The 15,369-nt window shown below is 61.4% G+C and carries 19 protein-coding genes; 9 read left to right on the plus strand and 10 right to left on the minus strand.

Translation table 11 applies throughout. The annotated features are described in order from the left end of the window. Positions 1-4: 4 nt before the first annotated feature. From AC1Q9F_RS14925 to trpB, 3 genes are all read right to left on the minus strand, one after another. Positions 5-448, minus strand: coding sequence for an anti-virulence regulator CigR family protein (locus AC1Q9F_RS14925; RefSeq protein WP_007953914.1), 444 nt, complete (start codon positions 446-448; stop codon positions 5-7). A gap of 122 nt (positions 449-570) precedes the next feature. Further along, positions 571-1,383 carry a tryptophan synthase subunit alpha gene (gene trpA / locus AC1Q9F_RS14930; protein ID WP_492620342.1) on the minus strand — a complete coding sequence of 271 codons (813 nt, stop codon included), beginning with the start codon at positions 1,381-1,383 and terminating at the stop codon, positions 571-573. Continuing rightward, positions 1,383-2,630, minus strand: coding sequence for a tryptophan synthase subunit beta (trpB, locus tag AC1Q9F_RS14935; RefSeq protein ID WP_064379337.1), 1,248 nt, complete (start codon positions 2,628-2,630; stop codon positions 1,383-1,385). The genes trpA and trpB overlap by 1 nt, the downstream gene beginning before the upstream one ends. A gap of 112 nt (positions 2,631-2,742) precedes the next feature. Here trpB and AC1Q9F_RS14940 point away from each other — a divergent pair, with 112 nt between their 5' ends. Further along, positions 2,743-3,660: a LysR family transcriptional regulator gene (locus AC1Q9F_RS14940; protein WP_492620341.1), complete on the plus strand. Its 918-nt coding sequence runs from the start codon at positions 2,743-2,745 to the stop codon at positions 3,658-3,660. Here the strand turns inward: AC1Q9F_RS14940 and AC1Q9F_RS14945 are convergent. Next, a complete protein-coding gene (locus AC1Q9F_RS14945) occupies positions 3,633-3,959 on the minus strand; it encodes an ElaB/YgaM/YqjD family protein (RefSeq protein ID WP_011331820.1) in 327 nt (108 codons plus the stop codon). The two genes, AC1Q9F_RS14940 and AC1Q9F_RS14945, sit on opposite strands and share 28 nt — an antisense overlap. A 156-nt stretch (positions 3,960-4,115) precedes the next feature. Between AC1Q9F_RS14945 and AC1Q9F_RS14950 the strand changes: the two genes are divergently transcribed. Both AC1Q9F_RS14950 and AC1Q9F_RS14955 read left to right on the plus strand, forming a co-directional pair. Next, positions 4,116-4,331 (plus strand): dodecin, encoded by a 216-nt coding sequence (locus AC1Q9F_RS14950; protein WP_007953919.1) that lies wholly within the window; start codon positions 4,116-4,118, stop codon positions 4,329-4,331. A 128-nt stretch (positions 4,332-4,459) separates the two neighbouring features. Next, the gene (locus AC1Q9F_RS14955) at positions 4,460-4,684 is read left to right on the plus strand and encodes a DUF1161 domain-containing protein (protein WP_102718502.1); all 225 of its coding nucleotides are present in this window, start codon (positions 4,460-4,462) and stop codon (positions 4,682-4,684) included. Positions 4,685-4,746: 62 nt separating this feature from the next. On the opposite strand, the gene AC1Q9F_RS14960 is transcribed toward AC1Q9F_RS14955, so the two are convergent. Continuing rightward, the gene (locus tag AC1Q9F_RS14960) at positions 4,747-5,748 is read right to left on the minus strand and encodes an LLM class flavin-dependent oxidoreductase (protein ID WP_065260633.1); all 1,002 of its coding nucleotides are present in this window, start codon (positions 5,746-5,748) and stop codon (positions 4,747-4,749) included. A 243-nt stretch (positions 5,749-5,991) separates the two neighbouring features. On the opposite strand from AC1Q9F_RS14960, the gene AC1Q9F_RS14965 reads away from it, so the two are divergent. After that, positions 5,992-6,423 (plus strand): OsmC family protein, encoded by a 432-nt coding sequence (locus tag AC1Q9F_RS14965; protein WP_007953923.1) that lies wholly within the window; start codon positions 5,992-5,994, stop codon positions 6,421-6,423. A 102-nt stretch (positions 6,424-6,525) separates the two neighbouring features. Next, positions 6,526-6,765, plus strand: coding sequence for a DUF1161 domain-containing protein (locus AC1Q9F_RS14970; RefSeq protein WP_007953935.1), 240 nt, complete (start codon positions 6,526-6,528; stop codon positions 6,763-6,765). Positions 6,766-6,771: 6 nt separating this feature from the next. On the opposite strand, the gene AC1Q9F_RS14975 is transcribed toward AC1Q9F_RS14970, so the two are convergent. Beyond that, positions 6,772-7,191 (minus strand): PA0061/PA0062 family lipoprotein, encoded by a 420-nt coding sequence (locus AC1Q9F_RS14975; protein ID WP_007953944.1) that lies wholly within the window; start codon positions 7,189-7,191, stop codon positions 6,772-6,774. A 40-nt stretch (positions 7,192-7,231) separates the two neighbouring features. Continuing rightward, positions 7,232-7,654 (minus strand): PA0061/PA0062 family lipoprotein, encoded by a 423-nt coding sequence (locus AC1Q9F_RS14980; protein ID WP_085606435.1) that lies wholly within the window; start codon positions 7,652-7,654, stop codon positions 7,232-7,234. Between the two features lie 57 nt (positions 7,655-7,711). Between AC1Q9F_RS14980 and AC1Q9F_RS14985 the strand changes: the two genes are divergently transcribed. Continuing rightward, positions 7,712-8,788, plus strand: coding sequence for an aminopeptidase (locus AC1Q9F_RS14985; RefSeq protein ID WP_492620340.1), 1,077 nt, complete (start codon positions 7,712-7,714; stop codon positions 8,786-8,788). 114 nt (positions 8,789-8,902) lie between these two features. On the opposite strand, the gene AC1Q9F_RS14990 is transcribed toward AC1Q9F_RS14985, so the two are convergent. Beyond that, positions 8,903-9,553, minus strand: coding sequence for an HAD family hydrolase (locus AC1Q9F_RS14990; RefSeq protein ID WP_207984562.1), 651 nt, complete (start codon positions 9,551-9,553; stop codon positions 8,903-8,905). A gap of 28 nt (positions 9,554-9,581) precedes the next feature. Beyond that, positions 9,582-10,127 (minus strand): gamma carbonic anhydrase family protein, encoded by a 546-nt coding sequence (locus tag AC1Q9F_RS14995; RefSeq protein WP_492620339.1) that lies wholly within the window; start codon positions 10,125-10,127, stop codon positions 9,582-9,584. A 62-nt stretch (positions 10,128-10,189) separates the two neighbouring features. Here AC1Q9F_RS14995 and prlC point away from each other — a divergent pair, with 62 nt between their 5' ends. The 3 genes from prlC to AC1Q9F_RS15010 all read left to right on the plus strand — a co-directional run bounded on the left by prlC (position 10,190) and on the right by AC1Q9F_RS15010 (position 14,710). Continuing rightward, complete coding sequence (prlC, locus tag AC1Q9F_RS15000; protein ID WP_492634783.1) at positions 10,190-12,268, plus strand: oligopeptidase A; 2,079 nt, start codon at positions 10,190-10,192, stop codon at positions 12,266-12,268. Continuing rightward, positions 12,265-12,555 carry a YheV family putative zinc ribbon protein gene (locus AC1Q9F_RS15005; protein WP_007953955.1) on the plus strand — a complete coding sequence of 97 codons (291 nt, stop codon included), beginning with the start codon at positions 12,265-12,267 and terminating at the stop codon, positions 12,553-12,555. Before prlC ends, AC1Q9F_RS15005 begins: the two co-directional genes overlap by 4 nt. 112 nt (positions 12,556-12,667) lie before the next feature. Beyond that, a complete protein-coding gene (locus AC1Q9F_RS15010; RefSeq protein ID WP_492620337.1) occupies positions 12,668-14,710 on the plus strand; it encodes a M3 family metallopeptidase in 2,043 nt (680 codons plus the stop codon). Here AC1Q9F_RS15010 and AC1Q9F_RS15015 read toward each other — a convergent pair. Then, on the minus strand, positions 14,697-15,341 hold the full coding sequence (locus tag AC1Q9F_RS15015) for a phosphatase domain-containing protein (RefSeq protein WP_207984556.1): 645 nt from the start codon (positions 15,339-15,341) through the stop codon (positions 14,697-14,699). The genes AC1Q9F_RS15010 and AC1Q9F_RS15015 overlap by 14 nt on opposite strands. Between the last annotated feature and the right edge of the window lie 28 nt (positions 15,342-15,369).

Below are 15,369 nucleotides of genomic sequence, written 5' to 3' on the forward strand. Positions count from 1 at the left end.
ACGATCAGTACAGAACGCCATCCAACACTTCGTAAACGACCCCGCTGCCCACTGCGATCAGCACGATGTCACCACCAGCCCGACGCCATTCATAACCCGGGTAATACGGCAGGCGACTCAACGCCCGGTTATCCAGCCGCTCGCCGTAATAGCCATGGGGCAGCGGCCGGCCACGGACCAGATGGATGCCTGGAGGCGGCGGCGCACCGCGCACGAAGTAGCCATGATTGTCGCGGATCACCTGACGCACCGGGCCGAAGTCCCGAGGTGGCGGGCCGCCGCGATGGTTGCTTTGCCAATCATGGTGATCACCACCGCGATTGTCGTAGTGGCCCTGCTGAGGGCCGCCGTGGTCGTGATCGTCGCGCGGATCGGCGCTGGCCAGCAGCGGCGTCGCGCTGATCATCAGTACGCCCAAACTGGCAATCAGACGTTTCGGCATTTTCATCGGGTCTTTCCTCACTGCACTGACAGCAAAAAGGGGCTCAGAACGTGGTTCTGAACCCCTCGGTCTTGCTTGGTTAGTCTGTGCCGCGAGGCTCTAATTCCTCTGTATCAGGAACTTTACCTTCAGCTGACGCGAGCCTTACGCACGCCTTCGGACAGCGCCGAACACAGGCTCAGTACGCCGTCGATGGCCTGGTCCGGTGTGGTCGCATTGGCGATGTGATCGATCAGCGCCGAGCCCACCACCACACCATCGGCCAGACGTGCGATGGACGCCGCCTGCTCCGGCGTGCGGATACCAAAACCGATGCTGATCGGCAGATCGGTATGACGACGCAGACGCGCCACCGCTTCCTCGACGTGTTCCAGCGTCGCCGCACCGGCACCGGTCACACCGGCAACCGACACGTAGTAAACGAAGCCGGAGCTGCCGTTCAACACTTTTGGCAGACGCGCATCATCGGTGGTCGGGGTGGTCAGGCGGATGAAGTCGATGCCTGCAGCCTGGGCCGGGTCGCACAGCTCCGAGTTGTGCTCCGGTGGCAAGTCGACCACGATCAGGCCGTCAACGCCAGCCTCTTTGGCTTCGGCAATGAAGCGCTCGACGCCGAACTTGTGGATCGGGTTGAAGTAACCCATCAGCACCAGCGGCGTGTCGCTGTTGTCCTTGCGGAACTCGCGGACCATTTGCAGGGTTTTGATCAGGTTCTGTTTGGCACCCAAGGCACGGATGTTCGCCAGCTGAATCGCCGGGCCATCGGCCATCGGGTCGGTGAACGGCATGCCCAATTCGATCACGTCGGCACCGGCTTTCGGCAGGCCTTTGAGGATAGCCAGCGAAGTGTCGTAGTCCGGATCACCGGCGGTAACGAAGGTCACCAGTGCAGCGCGATTCTGTTCTTTGAGTTCGGCAAAGCGGGTTTGCAGGCGGCTCATCAGTGTTTCTCCTGCTTGGATTGCTCTTGTTGAGAGTGTTCCATGTGGTGCATGACGGTCTGCATGTCTTTGTCGCCGCGGCCGGACAGGTTGACCACCATCAGGTGATCCTTCGGCAGTTTCGGTGCGCGTTTGAATACTTCAGCCAGGGCATGGGCGCTTTCCAGTGCCGGGATGATCCCTTCCAGACGGCAGCACTGGTGGAACGCAGCGAGGGCTTCGTCGTCGGTCACCGAGGTGTACTGGACGCGGCCGATGTCATGCAACCACGCGTGTTCAGGGCCGATGCCCGGATAGTCGAGGCCGGCGGAAATCGAGTGGGCGTCGATGATCTGGCCATCGTCGTCCTGCAGCAGGAAGGTACGGTTGCCGTGCAGCACACCCGGTACGCCGCCGTTGAGGCTGGCCGCGTGTTTGCCGGTCTCGATGCCGTAACCGGCGGCTTCGACGCCGATGATCTCGACGCTCTTGTCGTCGAGGAACGGGTGGAACAAGCCCATGGCGTTGGAACCGCCGCCGATGCACGCCACCAGGCTGTCCGGCAGGCGACCTTCCTGAGCTTGCAGCTGATCGCGGGTTTCCTTGCCGATCACCGCCTGGAAGTCGCGAACCATGGCTGGATAAGGGTGCGGACCAGCCACGGTGCCGATCAGGTAGAAGGTGCTGTCGACGTTGGTCACCCAGTCACGCAGCGCTTCGTTCATTGCGTCTTTCAGGGTACCGGTGCCGGCGACTACCGGGATCACCTCGGCGCCCAGCAGCTTCATGCGGAACACGTTGGCCTGCTGACGTTCGATGTCAGTGGTGCCCATGTAGATCACGCAGTCCAGACCGAAACGCGCAGCCACGGTGGCGGTAGCCACGCCGTGCATGCCGGCGCCGGTCTCGGCGATGATGCGTTTCTTGCCCATGCGCCGCGCCAGCAGGATCTGGCCGATGCAGTTGTTGATCTTGTGCGCGCCGGTGTGGTTCAGCTCTTCGCGCTTGAGGTAGATCTTGGCGCCACCGCAGAACTCGGTCAGGCGCTCGGCGAAATACAGTGGGCTCGGACGTCCGACGTAGTCGCGCTGGAAGTAGGCCAATTCCTCTTTGAACGCCGGATCTTCCTTGGCCGCTTCGTATTCGCGGGCCAGATCGAGGATCAACGGCATCAGGGTTTCGGCAACGTAACGGCCGCCGAACGAGCCAAACAGGCCGTTGGCGTCAGGGCCGTTACGCAGATCGGAGGTGTTCGAAGTCTGGGTCATGGTTCGCTCCAGCGGATTTCACGAGAAGACAATGGCGTTCACTCTACCCCTGACCTTCCAGGCTGAAAACCGATAAGATCGCCACAACCTGTCAGGAAAACTCACAGATATCATGAGCCATGACCTTCCCCCGCTGAACGCCCTGCGCGCCTTCGAAGCCACCGCCCGCCTGAACAGCGTCAGCCAGGCTGCGGAGCAACTGCACGTCACCCATGGCGCGGTCAGCCGCCAGCTCAAGGTGCTTGAAGAGCATCTCGGCGTCAGTCTTTTCGTCAAGGACGGTCGTGGCCTGAAACTCACAGATGCCGGCATTCGTCTGCGCGATGCCAGCGGCGAAGCGTTCGACCGCTTGCGCAGCGTTTGCGCCGAACTGACCCAAAGCACCGCCGATGCGCCGTTCGTGCTCGGTTGTTCCGGCAGTCTGCTGGCACGCTGGTTCATTCCGCGATTGGGGCGCTTGAACGCCGATCTTCCGGATTTGCGTCTGCACCTGTCGGCCGGGGAAGGCGATCTCGATCCACGACGCCCGGGGCTGGATGCATTGCTGCTGTTCGCCGAACCGCCATGGCCGGCAGACATGCAAGTGTACGAGCTGGCCAGCGAGCGCATCGGCCCGGTCATGAGCCCGCTGTTCAGCGGCTACCAGCGCCTGCAATCGGCACCGCCCATTGCCCTGCTCGACGAACCCTTGCTGCACACGACTTCACGCCCGCAAGCCTGGCCAATCTGGGCGCAGCAAAGCGGCCTCGACGCCAAGGCGTTGAAGTTGGGGCAAGGTTTCGAGCATTTGTATTACTTGCTGGAAGCGGCCGTCGCCGGGCTGGGTGTGGCGATCGCGCCGGAACCGCTGGTGACCGAAGACTTGAAGGCCGGGCGCCTGGTCGCGCCGTGGGGTTTCAGTGAAACCCCGGCGCAACTGGCATTGTGGCTACCCAAGCGCGCCGCAGACGGGCGCGCCCGGCAATTGGCGCAGTGGCTCAGGAACGAGCTGCGCCAGGCGGATCACTCGCCGCGCTTGAACAGCAAGTAAGCGGCCAGCAGACCCAGTGCACCGACCGCTACACCGGCGGTCGTCCACGGATGTTCCTGCGCGTAATCACGGGTGGCGATCCCGGTCTCGCGGGTTTTGACTTTGACTTCTTCGTAGGCATCGCTGAGCAGGCTGCGCGAGTGTTTCAGCGCGCTTTCAGCGTTGCTTTTGAGCGCCTTGAGGGTCTTGCGCGACTCGTCAGAAGCGTCGTCCTTCAGGCTTTCCAACGACTTGAGCAGACTCTCGATCTCCGCTTCCATGCTTTGCAACGAGGCTTTGCGTAACGAGGTGTTGGCCATGGTGGCTCTCCTGCATTGGTGATGAGTGGCGTGTGTTGTTTGGGACTTCACGGGTTCTGGAAAGTGCAGAAAATCTGAACTTACCGTCGTCCGGATCGCCGAAATCAACACGGCAAATCGCTGCTAGGCTCAATTGCACACTTCAAGGAGAACGCCATGAGTGACCATCACACCTACAAGAAAGTCGAGCTGGTCGGTTCGTCCACCAGCAGCATCGAAGACGCCATCAACAACGCATTGGCGGAAGCCAACAAGAGCATCAAGCATCTGGAATGGTTCGAAGTGACCGAAACCCGAGGCCACATCAAGGACGGCAAGGCGGCGCACTTTCAAGTGACCCTGAAAGTCGGGTTCCGGATTGCCAGCAGCTGAGTTTGGTCTACGCTTCTGAACTTGCGCGCTGGCCGAGTGCCATAGGAATGGCAAAGCGCTACAAGGTGAGCGCATCGGGCGAACGGCTCGATGCCTGCCTTTTTTAATCCGACCAGGGAGTGCGACCGATGAAGAAGTTCATGTTGGCGGTAGGTTTGTTGAGCCTTGCGGGTGGTGCGTTTGCTGCCGGCAAGCCCTGTGAAGAACTGAAGGCTGAAATTGCGGCCAAGCTGGATGCCAAGGGTGTATCCGGGTATTCGCTGGAGATCGTCGACAAGGGTGCGGCCAGTGGCGGCAAAGTCGTCGGCACCTGTGAAGGCGGAGCCAAACAGATCGTCTACACCCGCGGCTGATCACGCCGAAAAAACAAAAGCCGACGCAATGCGTCGGCTTTTTTGTGCACAGCTATCGGGGCTCAGCCCTTCATCACCTGCGCGAGCAGCTCGTAGGAATGCAGGCGATCGGCGTGTTCGTACAGGTCGCAGGTGAAGATCAATTCGTCAGCCTGGGTCTGTTCGATCAGCACTTCGAGTTTCGCGCGGATTTTCTGCGGACTGCCGACCATCGCCAGACCGAGGAAATCCCCCACCGCCTCACGCTCGTGGGGCAGCCACAGGCCGTCCATGGTTTTCACCGGCGGGCGCTGCACCAGACTTTGCCCACGCATCAGCGCGAGAATTCGCTGGTACACCGAGGTCGCCAGGTAATCGGCCTGCTCATCGGTATCGGCCGCCACCAGCGGCACGCCGAGCATCACGTACGGTTTGTCGAGTACCGCCGATGGTTTGAAGTGATTGCGGTAGACGCGAATCGCCTCGTGCATGAAGCGCGGTGCGAAATGCGAGGCGAAGGCGTAGGGCAAACCGCGCTCGCCGGCCAGTTGCGCACTGAACAGACTGGAACCGAGCAGCCAGATTGGCACATTGGTGCCGGTGCCCGGCATCGCGATCACGCGCTGATCCGGGGTGCGCGGGCCGAGGAAGCGCACCAGCTCAGCCACGTCTTCCGGGAAGTCATCGGCACTGCCGGAGCGCTCACGGCGCAAGGCACGGGCGGTCATCTGATCGGAACCCGGCGCACGACCCAGGCCGAGGTCGATGCGCCCCGGATATAGGCTTTCAAGGGTGCCGAACTGCTCGGCGATCACCAGCGGCGCGTGATTGGGCAGCATCACGCCACCGGAGCCGACCCGAATGGTCGACGTGCCGCCGGCCAGGTAGCCCAGCAATACCGAGGTGGCGGAACTGGCGATGCCGTCCATGTTGTGGTGCTCGGCGACCCAGAACCGCGTGTAGCCGAACTTCTCGACGTGCTGCGCCAGATCCAGCGAGTTGCGCAGCGACTGGGCCGGGCTGCCGTTCTCGCGCACCGGCACCAGGTCGAGGGTGGAAAACTTTACGTCGGACAGTTGCTTCATAAACCTGCATCTCCGATTGAGGGCGCAGGTTTGTTCTTGGCGAACGCAAACCTGCCCAATTCATAAGCGTGTTCTGTGCAATAAGGGCATATACCCGAGTTTCAATAGCCGATCCGAAATTTCCTACTAAAAAAGTCAACGATTCACTTGGGCTGAACTTTGTTCCGGCGTCTATCCTCAGAAGCCTTGCAGGCAAAAACCACGACGGCGCGGCGTTTCGCGCCCGAATTGAAGGAGGCACACATGGCTATCGTGAAGAAGGCATCCGCGCATTGGGAAGGTGACCTGAAAACCGGCATCGGCTCGATTTCCACCGAAACCGGTGTCCTGCGCGAAGCACCCTACGGCTTCAAGGCCCGCTTCGAAGGCGGCAAGGGCACCAATCCGGAAGAACTGATCGGCGCCGCCCATGCGGGCTGTTTCTCCATGGCGTTCTCGATGATTCTCGGCGACGCCGGGCTCAAGGCCGACAGCATCGACACCCAGGCCGAGGTCACGCTGGATCAGGTGGATGGCGGCTTTGCGATCACCGCGGTGAAACTGATCCTCAAGGCAAAAATTCCGGGAGCGACCCAGGCGCAGTTCGAAGAGCTGAGCAACAAGGCCAAGGAAGGTTGCCCGGTGTCCAAGGTGCTGAATGCGAAGATCAGTCTCGACGCGTCGCTGGTTGGCTGACGGATTGAGCCGGATCAGAACCCGCCAGGCAAAAATGTGGTCGAATAAATGACAGCAGCCTTCGCGCATCTTCGTGCGCGCTGCTTCGATGGAGCTTCAACCATGAAACGTTTTGCCTTGGCGGTTATCTGTGGCGTGCTGGCAACGTCGGCCTTCGCAGCGCCCAAAGACTGCGAAGAACTCAAGCAAGAGATCGAAATCAAGATTCAGGCGAACGCCGTGCCCTCCTACACCCTGGAGATAGTCTCGAAGGAAGAGGCTGAAAAACACGACATCGCCATGATCGTCGGCACGTGCGACAACGGCACCAAAGCCATCATCTATCAGAAGAACGACCGCTGATACGCCTCAAATGATGCAGTTGACTTCGCGGTCTTCGGCGACGATTTCCCGCTTGTCGTTGTACAGGCGGGCACTCGGGGTAAACGCCAGCGAACGGCCTTCGAGCAAGTAACGCTGGCCCGCCTCGAAATGATCGTAGCGGATGGTCAGATAGCACAGCCGCTCAACGGGGCCGGTCATCAGGCTGCCGCCTCCGCCGAACACTTCAAAGTCAAAGCGCACCCGCAGCTCGTGGCTGCCGGGCGTAACCTGGAAGAAGCGCCCGTCAGTCAGTCGCCGGTTGTCGAGACGTTCGGCCATCAGCAGTTTTCCGCCGGGGGTCGGCGTGGAGAATTCGACCCAGGCCATGTTCGGGTCGACGGGGGGCAACGGTGTCTGGCAACCGGCGAGTACGCCTGCGGCCAGCAACAGCATCAACGTGCGCATGATGGATGTCCGTGAGTTCGGACATCCAGCATAACGCCGATCAGGTTCGCTGGCAGCCTGCCGGCGTGCCCTGGCCCACTACGTTGCGTTGTTGGTCATAGAGCTTGGCCCACGGACGGAAACCGATGCTTCCCGCCTGCAACTGATAACGCTGGCCGGCGTTGAAATCCTTGAATTTCACGTTCAACTGACAATCGCGCCACAACGGCTCGGCATCCGGGCCGATGTTGGTCGCTTCGACCGGGAATTGATAACGCACCGTCAGCTCATGACTGCCGGGCTGCACTTCGAAGTAACGATGATCGACGGCCGCCTTTTTGTCGACCTCCAGCGCCTGCAACGCCGTGTCCTGTTGCCGGGCATCCAGATCGATCCAGGCTTGCGAGGGATCAGGGGACGGCATTCCGAATCCGGCACAACCGGCCAGCGTCAGCACGCTTCCTGTCAGTATCAACATGCGCATAGCGGAGCTCCAATGGGCGGGATAGTCTTGGGCAGACTTTCCGGGGGATTTCTTATTTTGATCAGGCCGCTTCCATGCCATGGGTTACTTGATCGCGTTTTGCGGGTTTTGTTTCCGGGTGTGATGATTTTGTTGCTCAACGGTTGCACAAGCCTGAGATATTACAGCCAGCTGGCCAGCGGTCAGTTGCAGCTTTTGCGGGCGCGGGAGCCGGTGGCCAAGGTGATTGCCGACCCGACTCGCGACGCCAAACTGCGCACTCACCTGGCCCAGTCCCAGAAAGCCCGGGCCTTCGCCAGCGAACACCTGCACCTGCCGGACAACCAAAGCTATCGCCTCTACGCCGATATCGGTCGGCCGTTTGTCGTGTGGAATGTGTTCGCCACCCCGGAGTTTTCCCTGAGCCCGCAGAACCATTGTTTCCCGATTGCCGGTTGCGTGGCCTACCGCGGCTATTACAGCCAGAGCGCGGCGCGGGGCGAAGCCGCGATTCAGCGCCTGCAAGGCATGGACGTGTCGATCGGCGGCGTCGAGGCCTATTCGACCCTGGGCTGGTTCAACGACCCGATCCTCAATTCGATGATGGGCTGGGGCGACGAGCGTCTGGCGACGCTGATCTTCCATGAACTGGCCCACCAGCGTTTCTATGTGAAGGACGACACCGAGTTCAACGAGTCCTTCGCGACCTTCGTCGAGCAGGAAGGTACGCGGCAGTGGCGAGCGTTTCGGGACTTGCCCCCGGAAAACGACTCGAAGCTCAAGCAGCGCGATCAATTCATTCAACTGATCCTCGATACCCGTTCACGTCTTGAAAAACTCTATGCACAACCGCTGGCGACGGCGCAGATGCGCGAGCGCAAGGCGGCGGAGTTCGAACGCTTTCGACACGATTATCGAGCAATGCGCGATCGCCAGTGGGCTGGAGACAAACGCTATGACGCCTGGGTCAATGCGCCGTTGAACAACGCACGGCTGTTGCCGTTCGGACTGTATGACCAGTGGGTGCCGGCGTTTGCGGCGTTGTTCAGGCAGGTCGGTGGGGATTGGGTCAGGTTTTACGCAGAGGTCGAGAAGTTGGGTGGTTTGCCAGTCGTTGAGCGTAAGTCGGCTCTGAGAGTGCTGGCAGGCTCTTAAACCTACAGCGGCTTTTTGTCCCCATCGCGAGCAAGCTAGCTCCCACAGGAAACCGGGTTCTAATACTGAAACGCGGTCACTGTGGGAGCGAGCTTGCTCGCGATGGCTGACTCATCAGCGCTGCAAAAACGCCTGATGCAGCTCGGCCAGCGTCTCGAAGTGATACGCCGGCGCTTCCGCGCTCAGCTCTTCATGACTGCCGAAACCGTAACCCACCGCCGCCGCGTCCAGCCCGTTGCTGCGAGCACCGATCAGGTCATGCTTGCGGTCACCGATCATCAGCGTATTGGCCGGATCCAGCCCTTCTTCGGCCATCAGGTGGGCAATCAGCTCGACCTTGTTGGTGCGGGTGCCGTCCAGTTCGCTGCCGTAAATCACCTTGAAGTGTCTGGCGAAATCAAAGTGCCGGGCAATTTCCCGGGCGAACACCCACGGCTTCGACGTCGCGATATACAGCTGCCGGCCTTGGCCGCTCAGGGTTTCCAGCAACGGCGTGACGCCGTCGAACACCCGATTCTCGTACAGGCCGGTGACTTTGAAGCGCTCGCGATAGAAATTCACCGCCTCCCAGGCTTTCGCTTCATCAAAACCATAAAACTGCATGAATGCCTGCAACAGCGGCGGGCCGATGAAGTGTTCCAGTTTGGTCAGGTCGGGCTCGTCGATGCCGAGCTTGCTCAAGGCGAACTGGATGGAACGGGTGATGCCCTCACGCGGGTCGGTGAGGGTGCCATCGAGGTCGAACAGTACGGTCTGGTAATGCATGAAAAATTCCGGGCAATAGAGAGAAAAATCAGAGCTGGTCGTAGCCTTCAGCCAGATGCAGGTCCTTGAGCTTCACGTAGTTCGCCGCGCTGTAGGTGAAAAAGGCGTTTTCCTTGTCGGTCAGCGGGCGAACCTGTTTCACCGGGCTGCCCACGTACAGAAAACCGCTTTCCAGACGCTTGCCCGGTGGCACCAGGCTGCCGGCGCCGATGATCACGTCGTCCGCGACCACCGCGCCGTCCATGACGATGCTGCCCATGCCGATCAGCACGCGACTGCCGACGGTGCAGCCATGCAGCATGACCTTGTGGGCGATGGTCACGTCATCGCCGATCAGCAGCGGAAAACCGTCCGGGTTGAACGGGCCGGCGTGGGTGATGTGCAACACACAACCATCCTGCACGCTGGTGCGCGCGCCGATGCGGATGCGGTGCATGTCGCCGCGGATCACGGTCAGCGGCCACACGGAGCTGTCTTCGCCGATTTCGACGTCGCCGATCACCACCGCCGAGCCGTCGACAAAAGCGCCTTTGCTCAAGCGTGGGGTGTGATTCTGGTACTTGCGAAGGGACACGATTAGTTCTCTCTCTGTCGCCGATAGCTGCGGTGGGTGTCGATTGTAATTAAGATGGGCGCATGTTTCTTCCAGCCAAGGTGCCAACCGTGAGCGTGAACAACCCTCTTCTGCAGTCCTACGACCTGCCGCCGTTCTCCGCGATCCGTGCCGAACACGTGCAGCCGGCCATCGAAACCATTCTGGCCGACAACCGCGCCGCCATTGCCGAAATCCTCAAGACCCAGGGCCAGAACCCGACCTGGGCCGGGCTGGTGCTGGCGATGGACGAACTCAATGATCGCCTGGGCGCTGCCTGGAGCCCGGTCAGCCACCTCAATGCCGTGTGCAACAGCGCCGAACTGCGTGAAGCCTACGAGTCGTGCCTGCCGGCATTGAGCGCCTACTCCACCGAAATGGGCCAGAACCGCGAGCTGTTCCAGGCCTATGAAGCCCTGGCCAACAGCCCGGAAGCCACCGGTTTCGACGTGGCGCAGAAAACCATTCTGGAACACGCCCTGCGCGATTTCCGCCTCTCGGGCATCGACCTGCCGGAAGCCGAACAGAAGCGCTACGCCGAAGTGCAGAGCAAGCTGTCCGAGCTGGGCAGCCGCTTCTCCAACCAGTTGCTCGACGCCACCCAGGCCTGGACCAAGCACCTGACCGACGAAGCCGCCCTCGCCGGCCTGACCGATTCGGCCAAGGCGCAAATGGCTGCCGCCGCGCAGGCCAAGGGCCTCGATGGCTGGCTGATCACCCTGGAATTCCCGAGCTACTACGCGGTGATGACCTACGCCCAGGACCGTGCGCTGCGTGAAGAAGTCTACGCTGCCTACTGCACCCGTGCGTCGGATCAAGGCCCGAACGCCGGCCAGAACGACAACGGCCCGGTGATGGGTGAAATCCTCGACCTGCGTCAGGAACTGGCCAAGCTGCTCGGTTTCTCCAGCTTCTCCGAGCTGAGCCTGGCCACCAAAATGGCCGAGTCCAGCGATCAGGTGCTGAGCTTCCTGCGCGACCTGGCCAAGCGCAGCAAACCGTTTGCCGCCCAGGATCTGCAACAGCTCAAGGCTTACGCCGCCGAGCAGGGCTGCGCCGATCTGCAAAGCTGGGACAGCGGTTTCTACGGTGAAAAACTCCGTGAACAACGCTACAGCGTCGCCCAGGAAACCCTGCGCGCGTACTTCCCGATCGACAAGGTGCTGGGCGGTCTGTTCGCTATCGTTCAGCGTCTGTACGGCATTGAAATCGCCGAACTGAAAGGCTTCGACACTTGGCACCCGGACGTGCGCCTGTTCGAAATCAAGGAAAACGGCCAGCACGTCGGCCGCTTCTTCTTCGACCTCTACGCTCGCGCCAACAAGCGCGGCGGCGCGTGGATGGACGGCGCTCGCGACCGTCGCCGCACCCTCGACGGCGTACTGCAAAGCCCGGTGGCCAATCTGGTGTGCAACTTCACCCCGGCCGACAGCGGCAAACCTGCGCTGCTGACCCACGATGAAGTGACCACCCTGTTCCACGAATTCGGCCATGGCCTGCATCACCTGCTGACCCGCGTCGAGCATGCCGGCGTGTCCGGTATCAACGGTGTGGCGTGGGACGCGGTCGAGCTGCCGAGCCAGTTCATGGAAAACTGGTGCTGGGAGCCGGAAGGCCTTGCGCTGATTTCCGGCCACTACGAAACCGGCGAGCCGCTGCCACAGGATCTGCTGGAAAAAATGCTCGCAGCGAAGAACTTCCAGTCCGGACTGATGATGGTGCGTCAGCTGGAGTTCTCGCTGTTCGACTTCGAACTGCACGCCACCCACGGTGATGGCCGCAGCGTTGCCCAAGTGCTGGAAGGCGTGCGCAACGAAGTCTCGGTAATGCGTCCTCCGGCCTACAACCGCTTCCCGAACAGCTTTGCGCACATCTTCGCCGGCGGTTACGCGGCGGGTTACTACAGCTACAAGTGGGCGGAAGTGCTGTCGGCGGATGCCTTCTCCAAGTTCGAAGAAGACGGCGTGCTGAATGCCGACACCGGCCGCGCCTTCCGAGAAGCGATCCTGGCCCGCGGCGGCTCGCAGGCGCCGATGGTGCTGTTCGTCGACTTCCGTGGCCGTGAGCCGTCGATTGACGCACTCTTGCGCCACAGCGGCCTGAGTGAGGACGCGGCAGCATGAGTGAGGCACCCGTGAAGACCAAAAAACGCTTTATCGCCGGGGCCGTCTGCCCGGCGTGCAGCGAGCCGGACAAGCTGATGATGTGGAGCGAGGACGATGTCCCGCACCGCGAATGCGTGGCGTGCGGCTACAGCGATACGCTGAATGCCCAAGGGCTGTCGGTGCCGAAAGAACTGGGCACGCGGGTCAACACCAGCGCGCTCAAGCCGGCACCGGACAAGACGGTTCAGGCGGTGCAGTTCTTCCCGAATCCGAAGCTGAAGAAAAAGCCCGACGAGCAGCACTGATCCAGAACCACCTTCTGCCGAATCCCGGTGGAAGGTGGTATTGGCTTAACACCTGTTCCCCGCACTTGCTTCGTAGGCTGGCCTTTTGCGCCACGCCTCGAAGGAAGCTGCCATGCCCGACACCAATCCCCTCCTGCAACACTGGACGCTGCCACCGTGGCCAGCGATTCGCGCCGAGCACCTGCTGCCGGCCGTCAACGGCATCATTGCCGACAACCAACGAATCATCGCCCAGGTGATCGCCAGTCAGACCGAACATCCCGGCTGGGATGATCTGGTGCTGAGCATCGACGAAGCCGACGCGCGCCTCGGCGAAGTCCGCTCGATTCTTGAAACGTTGTCGATGGTCAGATCCGACGATGCGGTCTGGCTCGTGGAAAGCGCCAAGGCGCATCTGGCGATCAATCAGTATCGGTCGGATAAAGCCCGCAATCGCCGGTTGTACGAGACCTATCAGCGTTTGGCGCAGAGTTCGATAACCGGCAGTTTCGATGAGGCGCGCAACATTGCACTGGCGCGGATTCTGCGCCGATTCAAGCAGTCGGGCATCGAGCTTCCTACTGAACAGCAACAGGAGCTGGCGCGGTTGAACCGCGAGATCGGCGGGTTGGAGTACGTGTTTCTGGACAACCTCGAGCGCTGGGCCGAGGCGTGGAGCAAGCGTGTCGACGATATTGCGCTGCTTGCGGGCCTGTCGCCGGCGATGAAGGATCGGCTGGCACTCGCCGCACGCCAGGCCGGCCATGACGGCTGGCTGATCCGCCTGGACCAGAACACCTGCCAGCATATTCTCAAATACGCCGAGAACCGTGCCTTGCGAGAGGAATGCTACGTTGCCTACATGACCCGCGCCTCCGATCGGGGCCCACTGGCCGGCCGCTTCGATAACGGCCCGGTGCTGAAGAAACTGCTCGCCCTGCGCCAGCAGAAAGCCCGTTTGCTCGGCCATGAAAACGCCGCGCAACTGAGCCTGGCCAAAAACAGCGCCGGGACGACCGCATGGGTCAGTGGCTTTCTCCAGCGTCAGGCGGCGCAACTGGCACCTGCCCTCGCGCAGGATATAGCGCAACTGGCAGCCTTCGCGCAGCAACGCGGGATCGACCGGGTTCAGCCGTGGGATGAAGATTTCCTCGCCGAACAATGGCGCCAGCAGCAGTTTCCCGGTGCGCTGGAAAACCTGCGGGATTACTTCCCGCTCGAAGGCACCCTGCGCAGGCTCTTTCTGTTCTGCGAACGGATGTTCGGGATCCGCATCGTTGAGCGGTCCGGCGGCGGCCACTGGCATGACGATGTGCGCCTGCTGGAGATCAGCGAGCATGAGCAGGTCATCGGCTACATCTACCTCGACCCGTTTCATCGCGACAACGCGGTGGACTTCCCCGGCACCTCTACGCTACGCAACCGCCGGATCAACGCCGAAGGTCGCCCGGCGCTGCCGATTGCCCTGCTCTACAGCAACTTCACACCGGCCACCGACACCCATCCGTGCCGGCTCGAACTCGACGATCTGCGGGTGCTGTTTCATGAATTCGGCCATTGCCTCCAGCACGTGCTGACGCGCTCGCCCCATCACAGCCTGTCCGGCATCCTGCAACTGGGCCATGAAGCGGCGGAGTTTTCCGGGCAGTTGTTCGAGCAGTGGTGTTTGTCGCGGGAGTTTGTGCTGTGGCTAGGCGCGCATTTTCAAACCGGCGAACGCCTTAGCACCGGACGGGTGGACGCGGCACTGTCAGTTGCTCAGGCCCACTCCAGCCGGCAACAGGCCTTGTTGCTGATGGGGGCGATGATCGATTTCGAGCTGCACCTGACCCACGGCGACGGACGGTCGGTCGAGGAGGTTTGCAACGATGTGCAGCGCAGCCTGGCTCCTCTGCAACTGCCGGGCGATCACCGGTTTGCCAATGGATTCGATTACATGGTGACCCAGTACGACGCTTCGGTTTACGCCTACGTCTGGTCGGGCGTGCTGGCTGAAGAAGCGTTCAAGCGCTTCAGCCGGGACTGGGTGTTCAACGCGCAAACCGGTCGTGAGTTTCGCGCAACGTTCTTTGCGCCCGGCGCGGGGCGTCCGTTGCTGGACGCCGTGGAAGCGTTCATCGGCCGGCCGGTAGCCGGCCTCGTTGACGGGGAGGCCGGACGAGTTACTTCAGATTGACCGTCTGAAACCAACTCTTCATCGAGCACGTGGCAAACGCGCTGGTGCTGCAATCGCCATTGGCCAGCGCGGTGCGCAACTTGTCGACATCGGCCTGCATCACGTAGCGCACGCTGTCCCGGAAGTGTCCACTCTCACCAAAGCCGCCCTGGGTCATTTCGTTCAGGGCGTCTTCCTTGCTCCAGCCCTGCACGACGATCCGGTACATCGCCGCCATCAGGCCGGTGCGATCGGAGCCGTGCTTGCAGTGCATCAACACCGGGCCGTCGGCTTCGGCGGACTGGATGGCACGCAGGGTCTTGAGCACATCACTGTCGTCCACGTGATTGGTGCGATAGGGCAACTGCACCTGATGGATACCGGGGGCTTTCAGCCAGCTGGAATCCGCTTCCGGCAGGAAGTTGATGACCGTGGCCACCTTCAGGTTGTTCAGCAACGGTACCGCGCCGCCATCCGGGAGCGCGCTGCGGTACAGCGTGGGCGACATCTGGAACAGGTTGTATTGCACCTCTACCGGCTGTGCCCACTCGACGGGACGGGAAGCCGGGGTGTCCGCAGCCTGAGCGGGAATCCAGCTGAACAGCGCAAGCAGCGACAAACAGAATGCGGAGGAAAAACGCGTCAGGAACATGCTTTACGGCGACCGTGTGGGTTTTGTC

The organism is Pseudomonas sp. GW823-FHT04A03 (assembly GCF_058796615.1).

Coding starts and splice junctions, on each gene's coding strand:
- AC1Q9F_RS14925 (WP_007953914.1), bottom strand. CDS start 448: ATGAAAATGCCGAAACGTCTGATTGCCAGTTTGGGCGTACTGATGATC.
- trpA (WP_492620342.1), bottom strand. CDS start 1,383: ATGAGCCGCCTGCAAACCCGCTTTGCCGAACTCAAAGAACAGAATCGC.
- trpB (WP_064379337.1), bottom strand. CDS start 2,630: ATGACCCAGACTTCGAACACCTCCGATCTGCGTAACGGCCCTGACGCC.
- AC1Q9F_RS14940 (WP_492620341.1), top strand. CDS start 2,743: ATGAGCCATGACCTTCCCCCGCTGAACGCCCTGCGCGCCTTCGAAGCC.
- AC1Q9F_RS14945 (WP_011331820.1), bottom strand. CDS start 3,959: ATGGCCAACACCTCGTTACGCAAAGCCTCGTTGCAAAGCATGGAAGCG.
- AC1Q9F_RS14950 (WP_007953919.1), top strand. CDS start 4,116: ATGAGTGACCATCACACCTACAAGAAAGTCGAGCTGGTCGGTTCGTCC.
- AC1Q9F_RS14955 (WP_102718502.1), top strand. CDS start 4,460: ATGAAGAAGTTCATGTTGGCGGTAGGTTTGTTGAGCCTTGCGGGTGGT.
- AC1Q9F_RS14960 (WP_065260633.1), bottom strand. CDS start 5,748: ATGAAGCAACTGTCCGACGTAAAGTTTTCCACCCTCGACCTGGTGCCG.
- AC1Q9F_RS14965 (WP_007953923.1), top strand. CDS start 5,992: ATGGCTATCGTGAAGAAGGCATCCGCGCATTGGGAAGGTGACCTGAAA.
- AC1Q9F_RS14970 (WP_007953935.1), top strand. CDS start 6,526: ATGAAACGTTTTGCCTTGGCGGTTATCTGTGGCGTGCTGGCAACGTCG.
- AC1Q9F_RS14975 (WP_007953944.1), bottom strand. CDS start 7,191: ATGCGCACGTTGATGCTGTTGCTGGCCGCAGGCGTACTCGCCGGTTGC.
- AC1Q9F_RS14980 (WP_085606435.1), bottom strand. CDS start 7,654: ATGCGCATGTTGATACTGACAGGAAGCGTGCTGACGCTGGCCGGTTGT.
- AC1Q9F_RS14990 (WP_207984562.1), bottom strand. CDS start 9,553: ATGCATTACCAGACCGTACTGTTCGACCTCGATGGCACCCTCACCGAC.
- prlC (WP_492634783.1), top strand. CDS start 10,190: ATGTTTCTTCCAGCCAAGGTGCCAACCGTGAGCGTGAACAACCCTCTT.
- AC1Q9F_RS15005 (WP_007953955.1), top strand. CDS start 12,265: ATGAGTGAGGCACCCGTGAAGACCAAAAAACGCTTTATCGCCGGGGCC.
- AC1Q9F_RS15010 (WP_492620337.1), top strand. CDS start 12,668: ATGCCCGACACCAATCCCCTCCTGCAACACTGGACGCTGCCACCGTGG.
- AC1Q9F_RS15015 (WP_207984556.1), bottom strand. CDS start 15,341: ATGTTCCTGACGCGTTTTTCCTCCGCATTCTGTTTGTCGCTGCTTGCG.